Genomic DNA, 14,985 nt, shown 5'->3' on the forward strand with positions numbered 1-14,985 from the left:
AAACTACAAAACTTCCGCGGCAACCGCTTTCTCGTGCACAGGTTTGTACACCGACTTCTCCGGCGCCGCCAGGCCGGCACCGTTGCCGGCACCGATTCGCAGCAGCCAGGCGATCGCCGGCACCAGCACCAGCGCTCCGAGCATGTTCCAGACAAACATAAAGGTCAGCAGCAGGCCCATATCCGCCTGGAACTTGATCGGCGAGAAGACCCAGGTGGCCACGCCGATGGCCAGGGTGATGCCGGTAAAGGCCACTGCCTTGCCGGTCTGGTTCAGGGTGGCGGCGTAGGCCTCGGGCAGTGACTTGCCCTCGGCCAGCGCTTCGCGCAGCTTGCTGAAGATATAAATACCATAGTCGACGCCGATACCCACGCCCAGCGCAATCACCGGCAGGGTCGCCACCTTGACACCGATTCCCATCAGCACCATCAGCGCCTGGCCGAGGATCGAGGTCAGCATCAGCGGCAGCACCACGGCGAGGACGATGCGCGGGGAACGGAAGGTCAGCAGGCAGAGTGCGATCACGACGCCGTAGACCCACACCAGCATTTTCAGCTGCGCTTTATCGATCACGCTGTTGGTGGCCGCCTCGATACCGGCGTTGCCGGCCGCCATCAGGAACTCCACCGATTCCGGCGCGAAGTCTTCATTGAAATCGCGCACGGTGGCGACCACACGGTCCAGGGTTTCCGCCTTGTGGTCGTTCAGGAATACCAGCACCGGCGCCATGCTGCAATCGGCGTTGATCAGTCCCGGCGGCGCCTTGGCCACCGACTGGTTGGTGACGAACTGGTTGCGATTCAGGCCGTACCATTTCAGTGAGCCCTCGTTCATGCCAAAGTTGCCGAACTTGGACACGTCCGCCACGGAGCTGACCTGCTGTACGCCGCGGACATTTTTCAGGTGCGCGGACAGCTGGTCCATCCACACCAAATTTTCGTAGGCGATGCACTCTCCCGCTTCGGTCCTGGCCATGACCACGAACACGTCGGTGCTGGTGCTGTAGTTCTCCACCAGGTAGGCGTTGTCCTTGTTGTAGCGGGAATCCGGGCGCAGTTCCGGCGCACCTGCATCGAGATCCCCGATCTTCATGTACTGCGAGAACCAGGCGCCGGTGCCGAACAGCACCAGGGCGATCGCCAGCGTCGCCTTGGCCCGGTGCGGCTGCGCAAAACCGGCGAACAGCCGCTGCACCAGCGGCGCCCTGTCCAGGCGCTCGCGGGCGTGACGCACGCCACCCGCGGATGCGCCGATATAGCTGGCGATGATCGGCAGCGCCACCAGGTTGGTGACGATGATCACCGCCACGCCGATACTGGCGGCGATGGCCAGTTCGCGGATCACGCCGATATCGATCACCATCAGGGTGGTAAAGCCGATGGCGTCACTCACCAGCGCGGTGATACCGGCCAGGTACAGGGAGCGGAACGCCAGTTTGGCCGCGCTCAGTTTGTCGGCGCCGTGCACCGCATTGTGCATGGTGGCGCTGATGATCTGCACCCCGTGGCTGACGCCGATCGCGAATACCAGGAAGGGCACCAGCATCGAGTAGGGGTTGATGCCGTAGCCGAGCAGGTTCAGCACGCCCAGCTGTGCAAACACCGCGAAGATGGAGCAGGCCAGCACCGCCAGGGTGCTGCGCAGACAGCGGGAATAGCTCCACAGCAGCGCGAAGGTAATCAGTACCGCCAGGCCGAAGAACATGACCACCTGCACGGCGCCCTCGATCAGGTCACCGATGACCTTGGCGAAGCCGACGATACGGATACTGATATCGTCGCTGCTGTATTTGTCGCGGACATTCTGTTCCAGGTAGTCGGACAATTCGCGGTAGTCCAGCGGCTTGCCGGTCTCCGGGTTCACATCCTGCAACGGAGCCAGGATCACCGCGGATTGGAAGTCGTTACCGACCAGCACGCCCACCTGGCCGGACTTGAAGACGTTTTCCTTCAGCCGCTGGACCATTTTCGGCGAGCCATCGTAGCCGTTCGGAATCACCGCGCCGCCGACAAAGCCGTCCTCGGTGACCTCCTGCCAGCGCACATTCGGGGTCCACAGGGATTTGAGGCCGTCGCGGCTGACGCCGGGCACATAGAAGACTTCGTCGGTGACCTGCTGCAGGACCTGCTGGAAATCGGCGTTGAAGATATCGCCGTCTTTGCTCTCGACGACGATACGCACCACATTGCCGAGATCCGCCAGCTCCCTGCGGTAGTCCATGTAGTTGTTGATGAATTCGTGGTTGCCCGGAATCATCTTGGTAAAGCTGGCCTCCGGGCGCACCTGCAGTCCCTGCCAGGTCAGGAAGGACAGCATCCCCACCAGTACCGCCAGCACCAGTGGGCGCTTGCCGAATATCAGGCGCTCGAAAAACTGTTCCAGCCCGGACGGATTCTTTGGATTATTCTGCATCGCCCTGCACCTCACTCTTGTTCCAGGCGGTTACCCCGAACTGACCCGTCAGGATCAGCTGCTCGCCGTCGACCGCGACCGCAGACAGCGCGGCACCGGACGGATGTTTGCCCAGTTTGACGGCGCCGGGGTCGCCGATCGGGAAATGCACCACCAGGCCACCGTGGCCGACCAGGTAGACGTCGCCACTGTCGGTGGCAATGCCGCCGAGCAGGCTGGCGCCGGCGTCTATGCGTTGGCGAACCCAGCTGGCGCCGGCGTCGCGTGAAATCAGCACATTGCCCTGCAGGCCGAAGGCCACCAGGTTTTCACCGCCGCCCTGCACGGCAATGCCGAACAGGCTGCCGCCGTAGGGCAGTTCCATCCGCGCCCAGCTGTCGCCGCCATCGCGGGAGACAAAGCCGAGACCGCTCTCGCCGACGATGTAGAGGTCGTCGCCGGCGCCGCGCACGATCGCGTTCAGGTGAAAGCGGTCGGGGTTGTCGAGACGATCGCTCAGCAGCTGCCAGCTGTCGCCGCCGTCGCTGCTTTTCAGGAAGGTGCCGTAGGCACCGACGGCAAACAGGTCGTCACCGAGCGCGGCGATATCCAGCAGCGGCCGGTTGGGCCCCTTGTCCAGTTCGGCACGGGCGTCCTCCAGGGTGAACTGCAGATCTTCCAGTTGATATTCCAGCTCGCCGATATCCGCATCCTCGGCCGGGTTATCGACCTGCCGCTGCAGCCGTTCGCGCTTTTGTTCCAGCGCCGCAATCTGCAGGCGTGTCAGCTGGTAGCCGTCGAAGATCTTCTGCCAGTCGCCAGCGGCGGCGCGGCGCAGGATGGCAGCATCGTGGCCGACCGCATAGGCGCGGCCGTCCGCCAGCACTGCCAGCGCCGTGAGGGCGACACTGACCGGCGAATCGAACTGCTGCCACTGACCGGATGGTCGCCACTGCAGCAGGGTGCCGCGCTCGCCGGAAACCAGGTAGCGGTCGCCGGCTGCGGCGAGATCCATCATCACGCCGGAAGCGGCGCTATCGCTGTGCAGGGCGGGTGTCTGGAGGAGTTCCACCGCGGCACTGGCGGGGCCGGATGCCGCCATCAGCGGGGGCAGGAGAAATCGGGCAAGTCTCATATCAGTGCTACATCGGGATTATTATTAGGTCGTCGGATTATCCGGCAGCCTGCAGGCGCACCGATATGTCAGACGCGCCAAATCATTGTCATTGCTTCCCGGATCCCGGCCCGACCCCGACAGCGCCTCTCCCAGCCTAATCCGGCCATCCGGCGCGGGATGATAAAAAGTTGGCGCACTCCGCCTATCAAACGGCATCTTCCCGCCGCGGCTTCTACGGTAGAGTTTTCAGTGGCATGAATGGGAGAAGAGCCAATGCATACAAAAATAAAGTTGCCCCTTTATAAGAAAACCCTGCTCGCCGCGCTGATCGGCGGCGCAGTTTCACAGGCCCAGGCGGCCGACTTTTACTTCGGAGAAAACGAAGATATCGCGCTGCGCATCACCTCGCAGCTCGACGTCGGCGCAAGCTGGCGCCTGGAAGACGCGGACCCGCGCTTTATCGGCAGCCCCAACGGCGGTGCCGGCCACGCCACCACCTCTGACGACGGCAACCTGAACTTCGAGCAGGGCGAGACCTTCTCGAAAATCGTCAAGGGCGTGCATGATATCGAGCTGTCGAACGACAACTTCGGTGTCTTCATGCGCGTCAAATACTGGTACGACAAGGAGCTCGAGGACGAGAACCGCCCCCACGGCAACAATGCCAACAGCTATGACGCCGGTGCACCACTGTCCGACGAGGGCTTTTCCGATTTCGCCAAGTTCTCCGGTGCTGAAGTGCTGGACGCCTACACCTATCTCGATAGCGAAGTGGCGGAAATGCCCATCAGCCTGCGCCTCGGCCGCCAGGTGGTGAGCTGGGGTGAAAGCACCTTTATCCAGGGCGGCATCAATGCCATCAACCCGCTGGACGTCAGCGCCTTCCGCCGCCCCGGGGCGGAGCTGAAAGAGGGCCTGCTGCCGGTAGGCATGGCCTACTTCAACGTCGGCGTGACCGAGAACCTCAGCCTCGAGGGCTTCTACCAGTACGAGTGGGAGAAGACGCAGATCGAGGGCTGCGGCACTTATTTCTCCACCGCCGACACGGCCGCCGACGGCTGCAACCGCGTCACCCTGCAGTTGCCCGACCAGGCGGCGGTCGCCCAGGGATTCTTCGTCGGGCGCGACGCGGATATCGAGCCGGATGACGGCGGCCAGTACGGCCTCGCCGCGCGCTACTACGCCGCGGCACTGAACGATACCGAGTTTGGCGCCTACTATATGAATATCCACTCGCGCACGCCCTATGTCAGTGGCGTCCGCTCGGCAATCCCCGATAGCGTCGGCCAGGTCTTCATCCCGTCGGCTCTCGATCCGACCAGAGGCCAGTTGTCGGCGGCCAACCCCGGTTACCTGGTCAGCTTCCCGGAAGACCTGAAGATCTATGGCTTGAGCTTCGCCACCAATGTGGGCGGCGTGGCCCTGTCCGGCGAGCTGTCGTACAAGCCGGACACGCCGGTGCAGATCAACGGCAATGAAATTATTTACGGCGTGGTGACCGAGAGCCCCCTGTTTGCCTTCAGCAGCCGCGTGGCAGATGTGGGTGACGGCCAGGTGGCACCGGGCTACGACACCTTCGACCAGACCCAGTTGCAGGTTACCGCGATCAAGTTCTTCGAGCGCGTACTGGGTGCCTCGCGCCTGACCCTGATCGGCGAGGCCGGCGTGTCCCTGCTAGACGGCGTGGAGGATTCCGACCAGCGCTACGGCCGCAACCCCGTATTCGGCCTCGGCGACTTCGACCTGGGCAACGGCATCAACTGCCGCAACCTGGTGGCCGCGGGCCAGATCGCCGGCGACTGCCGCAGCGACGGCTATGTCACCGACAGCGCCTGGGGTTACCGCGCCCGCGCCGCATTGGAGTACCCGAACGTCTTTGCCGGCGTGTCCCTGAACCCGACGCTGGCCTGGTCCCACGACGTATCCGGCTATTCCGCCGAGCCCGGACAGCAGTTCCATGAAGGGAGCAAATCCCTCGGGCTATCCCTGGAGGCGGTATACCAGCAGAAGTACAGCGCCACCCTCGGCTACACCGCCTTCGAGGGCGGCAGCCACAACATCCTCGAAGACAAAGACTTCATTTCTTTGAGCTTCAGCATCTCCTACTAAGAAGAGGTAGCGACCATGAAAAAAACAATGACTACCGCCGCACTCTTGCTGCTGGCACTGACGAGCGGCGCCGCTTTCGCCAAGGTCTCCGAGCAGGAGGCTGCCAAGCTGGGCGACATACTGACGCCGCTGGGCGCGACCAAGGCCGGCAACGAAGACGGCACCATTCCCGCCTGGAACGGCGGTTTCACCGCCGCCAAGGCCCCTAAGGGCGGTGACAAGGGCCGCCCAGCCAACCCCTTCCCGGACGACAGGCCGCTGTTCGAGATCACCAACGCCAACCTGGCCGGCTACAAGGACAAGCTGAGCCCGGGCCAGCTGGCGCTGTTCGAGAAATTCCCGGACTACCGCATGCCGGTGTACCAGACCCGCCGCACCGCCGCCTATCCGCAAGCGCTGTACGACGTGGTCAGGAAGAACGCCACCAGCGCCGAGCTGGTCGCCGGCGGCAGCGGCCTGACCAACTTCGACTCTGTGATTCCGTTCCCGATACCGCAGAACGCGCAGGAAGTGGTCTGGAACCATATCACCCGCTACCGCGGCGGTTCCGTCGAGCGCACCACGACCACGATCCCGGTGCAGGCGGACGGCTCCTTCGTGCCGGTGAAAATGACCGACCATCTGGTGTGGCCGGAATTCCTCAGCGAGGGCCGCGATGCCGAGCAGGATGACAACGTACTGTTCTACTACCTGCAGCAGATCACCGCGCCGGCGCGCCTGACCGGCACCGCGCTGCTGGTGCACGAGACCATCGACCAGGTCAAGGAGGCGCGCCGCGCCTGGGTCTACAACGCTGGCCAGCGCCGCGTGCGCCGCGCGCCCAACGTCGCCTACGACGGCCCCGCCGCTGGCGTGGACGGGCTGCGCACCTCCGACAACCTGGACATGTACAACGGCGCGCCGGACAAGTACGACTGGAAACTGATCGGCAAGCGGGAGATGTATATCCCGTACAACGACTACCAGCTGATCGATCCGTCGCTAAAGTACAGCGACATCATCCAGGCCGGCCACCTGGCCCCAGACTACCTGCGCTACGAATTGCACCGCGTGTGGGTGGTGGAGGCGACCCTGAAAGAGGGCGAGCGCCATATCTACGCCAAGCGCACCTTCTACATCGACGAGGACACCTGGACCGCCTCGGTGGTCGACCACTACGACGGCCGCGGCAGGCTGTGGAAGGTGGCCCAGGGCCACAACGTAATGTTCTACGGCGCGGACACCCCGTGGCTGGCGGCGGAAACCCTGCACGACCTGGATTCCGGCCGCTACCTGGTGACCGGCCTGGCGAACGAGGAGCCGAAATTCCTGGACTGGGATACCAAGGCGAGCCGCCGCGATTTCTCCTCGGCGGCGCTGCGCCGCATCGGCCGCTGAGCCCGTCTTAACAACCCGGTTCAGTCAGCAAGTTGAATCCGCGTTTCTTGTGGCCGGCGCAGCCGGCCTTTTTTTTGGAAAAAAACATGACCTCTTTCGTTCAACACGAGCCCGTCAGGGCCTCGCTGCAGGGCCTGCTGGACAGGCAGCGGCAGGCCTACCTGGACAACCCGAATCCGGACTACCGCCAGCGCGTGGCGGACCTTAAGGCGCTGTCGCGCATGGTGCAGGATCACGAGCGGGAACTGGTGCAGGCCATCAGTGACGACTTCGGCAATCGCGCGCCGTTCGAGAGCGGCTTCTGTGAAATCTATCCGGTACTCGACGGCATCAAGGACACGATCAAAAAACTGAAGAAGTGGATGAAACCGCAGCGCCGCCACACGGCGATCAGCGTTTATCCCACCTCCCGCAACCGCGTGATTCCGCAGCCCCTGGGCGTCGTCGGCGTTATCGTGCCGTGGAACTTCCCCATCAACCTGAGCCTCCTGCCGCTCACCGGCATCTTCGCCGCCGGCAACCGCGCCATGGTGAAGATGTCCAACAACTCCGGCCAGCTGGCCCGGCTGCTGAAGCGCATCAGCGGCGACTACTTTCCCGAGGACAAGCTCGCCTTTGTCGAGGGCGCCAGCGGCGTCGGGCAGGCCTTCTCCAGCCTGCCGTTCGACCACCTGATCTTCACCGGTTCCAGCGACACCGGCAGCGCGGTGATGCGCTCCGCCGCCGACAACCTGACGCCGGTGACCCTGGAACTGGGCGGCAAGTCGCCGGCAGTGGTCGCGCCGGATTTCCCCCTCGACGTCGCCGCCGAGCGCATCCTGTTCTGGAAGCTGCTGAACGCGGGACAGATCTGCACCACCGTCGACTACCTGTTCCTGCCGGAGGACAGCGTCGACGCCTTCGTGGCAAAAAGCAAAGCGCTGGTTGCAGAACGCTATCCGGACCTGCACAGCAGGGACTACACCTCCATCATCGACGACGCCTCCTACCGCCGCCTGTGGGACACGCTCGACGACGCCATCGCCAAGGGCGCCACCGCCATCGACCTGTCCGCTGGCCGGGGCAGCCGCGACGACAAGCTGCGCAAGTTTCCGCCGCACCTGCTACTGAATGTCAGCGACGATATGGAAGTGATGCAGCGGGAGATTTTCGGCCCGCTGCTGCCGGTCAAGACCTACAGCAGGCGCGAGGAGGTTGTGCACTACATCAACGCCCGCCCGCGCCCGCTGTCGATCTACCCGTTTTCAAATGACCGTTCGCTTGTCGATTACTATATCGAACGGATGATTTCCGGCGGCGTCAGCGTGAACAACTGCGTGCTGCACGTGGCGCAACACGATATTCCCTTCGGCGGCGTCGGCGAGAGCGGCATGGGCCACTATCACGGTTACGAGGGTTTTCTGACCTTCTCCAAGCTGCGGCCGGTTTTCTACCAGGGACCGATCGATCCGCTGAAGCTGCTGGTGCCACCCTATGGCAAGTCCGCCAACAGGATTCTCGACTTTATGATCCGGCTGACGAAATAGAGAATCGCATAAAAGAATGGCCACCCAATGGGTGGCCATTCTCGTGCAGTTTCTGCGGGAGCGGCGTTTTGTGGTACTTAGGGTGGTCCAGCCTGCCTCAGGCCTGCTGCACCGTCTGCTCGATACGCCCGAAGATGGACTGGCCGTTGTCGTCCAGCATCTCGATCGCGACCTGGTCGCCGAACTGCATGAACGGCGTGCTCGGCTGGCCGTGCTGGATCGTCTCGATCATGCGGATCTCGGCGATACAGCTGTAGCCGACACCGCCCTCGGAGACCGGCTTGCCGGGGCCGCCGTCCAGTTTGTTGGACACGGTGCCGGAGCCGATGATGGTGCCGGCGCCCAGGGGGCGGGTCCTGGCGGCGTGGGCGATCAGTTGGCCGAAGTGGAAGGTCATGTCCACGCCGGCATTGGGCTCGCCGAACTTGTCACCGTTCAGGAAGGACTGCAGCGGCAGGTGCAGCTTGCCGTCCTTCCACTTTTCACCCAGCTGCGCCGGGGTGACGCATACCGGCGAGAAGGCGCTGCTCGGTTTGGACTGGTAGAAGCCGAAGCCCTTGGCCAGTTCACCCGGGATCAGGCCGCGCAGGGAGACGTCGTTGACCAGCATCACCAGCTTGATGTGCCCCAGCGCCTGCTCCGGGGTCACCCCCATGGGCACGTCGTCGGTGATGACGGCGATCTCGGCCTCGAAGTCGATGCCGAAGCCTTCGGCCTGCGGCATTCTGATCGGCTCGCGCGGGGCCAGGAAGGTGTCGGAGCCGCCCTGGTACATCAGCGGGTCCGTCCAGAAGCTCTCCGGCATCTCCGCACCCCTAGCCTTGCGCACCAGTTCCACGTGATTGACGTAGGCGCTGCCGTCGGCCCAGTGGTAGGCGCGCGGCAGGGGCGAGTGGCACTGGCTCTGGTCGAAGGGCCGGCTTTCGATTTCGTCGTATTTCAGCTGGTGACTCAACTCCTCCAGCAGGCTCTCCACCTGGGCCCAGTTGTCCAGGGCGGCCTGCAGGGTGGGCACCACGGATTCGGCCGACGCCATGCGGGTCAGGTCGTCGCTGACAACCACCAGCTGGCCGTCGCGGCCGGATTTGAGACTGGCTAACTTCACTGTGCCTCCACTTCGGTCTTGGGTTCAAACTCTGCGTCGCCGTGCATCCAGGCGGCGTGCCTCGGTGCCTTCTTGGTACGCGACCACTCCTCGAGCATATCCTCGGCCACGCGCTTCAGCTCGGTGTGCATGCCCGGCTTGGCGGTGTTGGCGGCCAGCTCTATGCGGTGGCCGTTGGGGTCGAAGAAGTAGATCGACTTGAAGATCGTGTGGTCGGTCGGACCGAGCACATCCAGGCCGGCGGCTTCCAGTCTGTCCTTGGCCGCCAGCAGTTCGTCCATGCTCTCCACTTCCAGGGCGATATGCTGCACCCACTGGGGGGTGTTCTCGTCGCGGCCCATCTCCGGGGAGTTGGGCAGTTCGAAGAAGGCCAGCACATTGCCCTGCCCCGCGTCGAGGAAGACATGCATATAGGGGTCCGGCGCCCCGGTGGAGGGCACCTTGTCCTCGGCGATGGCCAACTGGAACTCCATGCCGAGGAGATCGCGGTAGAACTCCACCGTCTCCTTGGCATCGCGGCAGCGGTAGGCCACGTGGTGTATGCGTTTGATCGCCATTACTCAGGCCTCTTTCTTCTCACCCTTTTCGCCTTTCTCTCCACCGATAACCCCGCGCTCCAGCTGGTCGCGCTCGATGGATTCGAACAGGGCCTTGAAGTTACCCTCGCCGAAGCCCTCGTCTTCCTTGCGCTGGATGAATTCGAAGAACACCGGGCCGAGCATGTTGGCGGAGAAGATCTGCAGCAGCAGGCGCGGCTGGCCGCCCTCCGTGGTGCCGTCCAGCAGTATGCCGCGGGCCTTCAGTTCCTCGGTGGGCTCGCCGTGGCCGGGCAGGCGCTCTTCCAGCATGTCGTAGTAGGTGTTCGGCGGCGGGGTCATGAACTCCATGCCGCGCTCTTTCAGGCGGTCCCAGCACTTGATCAGGTCGTCACAGGCAAAGGCGATGTGTTGTATCCCCTCGCCGTTGTACTTCATCAGGAACTCTTCGATCTGGCCGCCGCCACCGGCCGCCTCTTCGTTCAGCGGGATGCGGATCTTGCCGTCCGGCGCGGTCATGGCCTTGGACAGCAGGCCGGTGTATTCGCCCTTGATGTCGAAGTAGCGGATCTCGCGGAAGTTGAACAGGTCTTCGTAGTACTTGGCCCAGTAGTCCATGCGGCCGCGGTAGACGTTGTGGGTCAGGTGGTCCAGGGTGTGGAAGCCGCAGCCCTTCGGGTGCCTGTCGACGCCCTCGAGCCACTTGAAGTCGATGTCGTAGATGGTCTCGCCTTCCTTGTAGCGGTCGATCAGGTAGAGGTTGGCGCCGCCGATACCCTTGATGGCCGGCAGGTGCAGTTCCATTGGCCCGGTTTTCACTTCCACCGGCTGGGCGCCCTTCCGGATCGCCTCTTCGTAGGCGAACCTGGCGTCCTTGACGCGGAAGGCCAGACCGCAGGCGGAGGGGCCGTGCTCCTGGGCGTAGTAGTGAGCGTGGCTGTTGGGCTCGTAGTTGGTGATGAAGTTGATGTCGCCCTGGCGCCACAGTTCGACGTCCTTGGAGCGGTGGCGGGCGACCTTCTCGAAGCCCATGGCCGCGAAGACGTGCTCGAGGATGCCCTTCTCCGGCGCGGTAAATTCGACGAACTCAAAGCCGTCCAGACCCATGGGGTTTTCAAACAAATCGGCCATCTTGCCCTCCGTTTTTCTCTCTCGTGTCGCCGCAATGCTAGTGCGGCGGCGGGGTGAATAGTTTCAGGTGCAACGAACTTAGTTGCAGGTGTAACTAATGTCAAGAGGGGAGGATTTTCGGAACCCGTCAAGCTGGTCCGGTCATCGAGCCCGGGCGGGGCGATCAGGGCTCAATCGGCAGTCGTCATCTGCGGCCGATATAACCTGGCGATTAGCAATTCTTCTGTGGCAGCGAGGAGCCCTGGCACGGGCGCTGCTGGCGCCCTCCACCAATACGGTGATGCGCCCGGGGTGGTCTTCCGTCGCCTATCCGGCCGGCAGCAACTTCGCCGAGTTACTGGCGGCGCTGTCGGCCGGGCCGGACGGCGCCTGGAGGAGCAGAGATAGCAGACGCGGTGTTACTGCTGTGGTTGCATCTGGTCCCGGGTGCACATGCCATCGGTGCCACAGCTGGCGCCCTGCTGGAACTGGCCGCCCATACCGGTGCAGTCCTGCTCGGAGACCGGGGCGGAGCAGGTGTTGTCGGCCTTTTGGCAGCAACCCATGTCCGGGGTGGTCATGCCGCCGCCGTTTTCCATGCGCTCTTCCCGGCGCTCCTCGCGCTCACAGCCCGCGAATACCGTCAGCAGACAGCCTATCATCAACAGTCTGGTGGTGAATTTCAGCAGTTCCATAATGACGCCCTCAGGTTTTGGGAGTGGCCCCGGCCATTACAGCGCGGGAATTTAAGTTACACGGAATTGGCTCCGCCTCCCGGGTCGCCCCGGTCAGCTGCTGCCCGGCCGCACTGGCGCTGTTTCGGATAACCCGAGCTCTTGCGCCAGCTTGTCCAGGCGGCCTTTTCCCGCGGATTGTCCTCGTCGCTGGTCAACGCCGTGACCAGGTAAATGTTCAGCGCGGTTCCGGGATGTTGCCCATCGCCACCACGCCACCCATATCCACCGGCTGTGCCAACTGCCGCCGGAATTCCTCCAGCTCAAAGTCGTGGCCCGGCGCCTGCATTCAGCAGTAACTTGTTGCGCATTTGGGGCTCAATGTAGACCAAGCGCCTATGCGTTTAGCGTAGCCCAGCACTGACGGGTATTCCGCCCCGGCTCCGGGATTTAACGCCTCGCCGCGCAGTGACCGCTGGGCCGGCACCGATTTTTCCTTTTGGATTTCCCCTGAGTCGGTACAATCGGCCCCCGCGCACAGATCTGCCCTACCCTGAACGCACTGAAATAAGGACACCCCATGCTTGTCGCCGCCCTCGCCATCATCGCCGGATTCGCCCTGCTGGTCTGGAGCGCCGACCGCTTCGTGGAGGGTGCCGCCGCCACGGCGCAGCACGCCGGCATGCCGCCGCTGCTGATCGGCATGGTGATCGTCGGCTTCGGCACCTCGGCGCCGGAGATGGTGGTGTCGGCCATGGCGGCCCTGGACGGCAGTCCCGGCCTGGCGCTGGGCAACGCCTACGGTTCCAATATCGCCAACACCGGCCTGATCCTCGGCCTCACCGCGCTGTTCGTGCCGCTGATGGTGCACTCGAAGATAGTGCGCAAGGAGCTGCCGCTGCTGCTGGCCATCACCTGCCTGGGCGGTTTCTTCCTATGGGACGACGGCCTGGAGCGCTGGGAGGCGCTGGTACTGCTGGCGGGCTTCTTCGGACTGATCGGCTGGTCGATCTTCTCCGCCCTGCGTGGCAAGGACGATATGCTCGCGGGCGAGATGGCCGGCGAGCTGGAAGTACACGCCATGCCCCTGGGGCGCGCGCTCTTCTGGGTTGTGGCGGGCCTGGTGCTGCTGATCGTCAGCTCGCGGACCCTGGTGTGGGGCGCCGTGACCATTGCCGAGGCACTGGGGGTCAGCGACCTGATCATCGGCCTCACCATCGTTGCCCTGGGCACCTCGCTGCCGGAGCTGGCGGCCACGGTGATCGCCGCGCGCAAGGGCGAGCACGATATCGCCATCGGCAATGTGGTGGGCTCGAACATGTTCAACCTGCTGGCGGTGGTGGGAATCGCCGGCGCCATAGCACCCATGTCCAACGTGCCGCCGGAGGTCCTGTCGCGGGACTGGCCGATGGTGATCGGCCTGACGGTGGCGCTGTTCGTGTTCGGCTACGGCTTCCGCGGCCAGGGGCGCATCAACCGCTTCGAGGGCGCCACGATGCTGCTGGCCTATGTCGCCTATAACGCCTACCTGGTGATGACGATTACCCGCGCGGTGGTCTAGCCGCTTTCGCGGCCTGCACCGCGCTCCTACGGCTGTTCGAAGCGCCGCAGCTGCGCCTGCAGGCGCTCGATTTCCTCCAACAGTTCAATCGCCAGGGCCGCACCGGCCAGGTTGACGCCAAGGTCCCGCTCCAGGCTGCAGACCCTGCGCACCCGGCGCACACAGATGCCGCTGAAGCGCCACTGGATCTGGGCACCGCCGCGGGGCTCGATAACCCCCTCCTCCACCAGGGCGATGATCTCCTCCGCCGGCAGTTCACAGGCGCGGCAGAGTTCGCTCAGGGTCAGTTCGACGCTTTCATCCAGGATTGCGCCGCTGATTTCTTTTTCCATATCCGTTGCCATTGCACTGCCTCACAAGCCACTGCGGGGATTGAATTTGAAGGCATCGCTGAAGCGGCGGTAGGCCTCCTTTTCCTCCTCACTGTCCGCCGGCGGCGAGACGATTTTCAGCACCGCATAGAAGTCGCCCGGCTCCCGGGCAGGAATGCCGCGGCCCCTGAGGCGCAACCTGCTGCCGTTTCTGCTGTTCGGCGGTATCTTCAGGTTGACCGAACCCGCCGGGGTCGGCACCTCCACCTTTGTTCCCAGTGCTGCCTCCCAGGGCGCCAGCGGCAGGTCCAGGTACACGTTCCGGCCCTCGACGCGATAGAGCCGGTGGGGGTTGAAGCTGATCTCCAGGTAGAGGTCGCCGGCCCCGCCGCCGCCGATACCCGGCTCGCCCTGCCCGGCGAGGCGTATCTGCTGGCCCTCGGTGACGCCCTTGGGAATCTTCACGTTGAGTTTGCGCTCGCGAACCTGCGGCCGCCCGTCCGGACCCAGCTCCGAGTGCTTGAGGGAAATCTGGCGGGTGGCGCCCCTGTAGCTGTCCTCGAGATCTATGGCTATTTTGGCGTAGGTGTTCTCGCCCTGGGCGCGGTACGCCCGGCGGTGGACGCCGCCCCTCTCCCCGAAGCCGCCGCGGCCGAAGAGGCTCTCGAAGAAATCGCTGAACATATCCGGGTCCGCCTCGGTGAAACCGCCGCCGTGGAACTCGAAGCCCTGGTCCCAGTTGGGCGGCGGGCGGAACTCCTGCCCTGCCTGGTAGCCGCTACCCAGCTGGTCGTAGGCGGCGCGCTTCTCCGGATCCTTGAGCACCTCGTAGGCCTCGCTGACTTCCTTGAAGCGGTCCTCGGCCTCGTGTTCCTTGCTCACGTCCGGATGATATTTGCGCGCCAGGCTGCGATAGGCGCGCTTGATCTCGGCCTGGTCGGCGTCGCGCTCCAGGCCGAGGATTTTGTAGTAGTCCTTGTACTCCATGGTTTTATAAAAGCCGATAAGTTGGCGGCCCGCCACGTTGGTGGATGCGCCCGGCGTGGATGCGCCCGGCGTGGATGCGCTTAGCACTTATCCACCCTACAGAGTGGCACGGTGTGTGCTTCGTAGGGTGATAAGCGCGAAGCGCATCCACCAAGAAAAAAGCCGCCTGAATGGGCGGCGT

12 protein-coding genes are annotated in these 14,985 nt (G+C 63.8%); 4 read left to right on the top strand and 8 right to left on the bottom strand.

Annotated elements, in window-relative coordinates; translation table 11 throughout:
* Window positions 1-3 precede the first annotated feature (3 nt).
* Both AC6R19_RS14570 and AC6R19_RS14575 read right to left on the bottom strand, forming a co-directional pair.
* Complete coding sequence (locus AC6R19_RS14570) at window positions 4-2,412, bottom strand: efflux RND transporter permease subunit (protein WP_500580563.1); 2,409 nt, start codon at window positions 2,410-2,412, stop codon at window positions 4-6.
* Window positions 2,402-3,526, bottom strand: coding sequence for a WD40/YVTN/BNR-like repeat-containing protein (locus AC6R19_RS14575; protein WP_500580564.1), 1,125 nt, complete (start codon window positions 3,524-3,526; stop codon window positions 2,402-2,404). The genes AC6R19_RS14570 and AC6R19_RS14575 overlap by 11 nt, the downstream gene beginning before the upstream one ends.
* 255 nt (window positions 3,527-3,781) lie before the next feature.
* On the opposite strand from AC6R19_RS14575, the gene AC6R19_RS14580 reads away from it, so the two are divergent.
* The 3 genes from AC6R19_RS14580 (at window position 3,782) to AC6R19_RS14590 (ending at window position 8,520) form a co-directional block, all read left to right on the top strand.
* On the top strand, window positions 3,782-5,617 hold the full coding sequence (locus tag AC6R19_RS14580; protein WP_500580565.1) for a DUF1302 domain-containing protein: 1,836 nt from the start codon (window positions 3,782-3,784) through the stop codon (window positions 5,615-5,617).
* A gap of 15 nt (window positions 5,618-5,632) precedes the next feature.
* Window positions 5,633-6,994: a DUF1329 domain-containing protein gene (locus tag AC6R19_RS14585; RefSeq protein WP_500580566.1), complete on the top strand. Its 1,362-nt coding sequence runs from the start codon at window positions 5,633-5,635 to the stop codon at window positions 6,992-6,994.
* An 86-nt stretch (window positions 6,995-7,080) separates the two neighbouring features.
* Window positions 7,081-8,520, top strand: coding sequence for a coniferyl aldehyde dehydrogenase (locus tag AC6R19_RS14590; protein WP_500580567.1), 1,440 nt, complete (start codon window positions 7,081-7,083; stop codon window positions 8,518-8,520).
* 97 nt (window positions 8,521-8,617) lie between these two features.
* Here AC6R19_RS14590 and AC6R19_RS14595 read toward each other — a convergent pair whose 3' ends face one another.
* The 4 genes from AC6R19_RS14595 to AC6R19_RS14610 all read right to left on the bottom strand — a co-directional run bounded on the left by AC6R19_RS14595 (window position 8,618) and on the right by AC6R19_RS14610 (window position 11,966).
* Window positions 8,618-9,625 carry a fumarylacetoacetate hydrolase family protein gene (locus tag AC6R19_RS14595; protein WP_500580568.1) on the bottom strand — a complete coding sequence of 336 codons (1,008 nt, stop codon included), beginning with the start codon at window positions 9,623-9,625 and terminating at the stop codon, window positions 8,618-8,620.
* Window positions 9,622-10,182, bottom strand: a complete 561-nt coding sequence (locus AC6R19_RS14600) for a VOC family protein (protein WP_500580569.1) — start codon at window positions 10,180-10,182, stop codon at window positions 9,622-9,624. The genes AC6R19_RS14595 and AC6R19_RS14600 overlap by 4 nt, the downstream gene beginning before the upstream one ends.
* A 3-nt stretch (window positions 10,183-10,185) precedes the next feature.
* The gene (hppD, locus tag AC6R19_RS14605; protein WP_500580570.1) at window positions 10,186-11,292 is read right to left on the bottom strand and encodes a 4-hydroxyphenylpyruvate dioxygenase; all 1,107 of its coding nucleotides are present in this window, start codon (window positions 11,290-11,292) and stop codon (window positions 10,186-10,188) included.
* 398 nt (window positions 11,293-11,690) lie between these two features.
* Window positions 11,691-11,966, bottom strand: a complete 276-nt coding sequence (locus AC6R19_RS14610) for a hypothetical protein (RefSeq protein ID WP_500580571.1) — start codon at window positions 11,964-11,966, stop codon at window positions 11,691-11,693.
* A gap of 559 nt (window positions 11,967-12,525) precedes the next feature.
* Between AC6R19_RS14610 and AC6R19_RS14615 the strand changes: the two genes are divergently transcribed.
* Complete coding sequence (locus AC6R19_RS14615) at window positions 12,526-13,506, top strand: calcium/sodium antiporter (protein ID WP_500580572.1); 981 nt, start codon at window positions 12,526-12,528, stop codon at window positions 13,504-13,506.
* Between the two features lie 26 nt (window positions 13,507-13,532).
* Here AC6R19_RS14615 and AC6R19_RS14620 read toward each other — a convergent pair whose 3' ends face one another.
* Both AC6R19_RS14620 and AC6R19_RS14625 read right to left on the bottom strand, forming a co-directional pair.
* The gene (locus tag AC6R19_RS14620; protein ID WP_500580573.1) at window positions 13,533-13,838 is read right to left on the bottom strand and encodes a chaperone modulator CbpM; all 306 of its coding nucleotides are present in this window, start codon (window positions 13,836-13,838) and stop codon (window positions 13,533-13,535) included.
* A gap of 21 nt (window positions 13,839-13,859) precedes the next feature.
* Window positions 13,860-14,891 (bottom strand): DnaJ C-terminal domain-containing protein, encoded by a 1,032-nt coding sequence (locus AC6R19_RS14625; protein ID WP_500580574.1) that lies wholly within the window; start codon window positions 14,889-14,891, stop codon window positions 13,860-13,862.
* Between the last annotated feature and the right edge of the window lie 94 nt (window positions 14,892-14,985).

It is taken from the genome of Microbulbifer sp. SE14, from assembly GCF_059834885.1.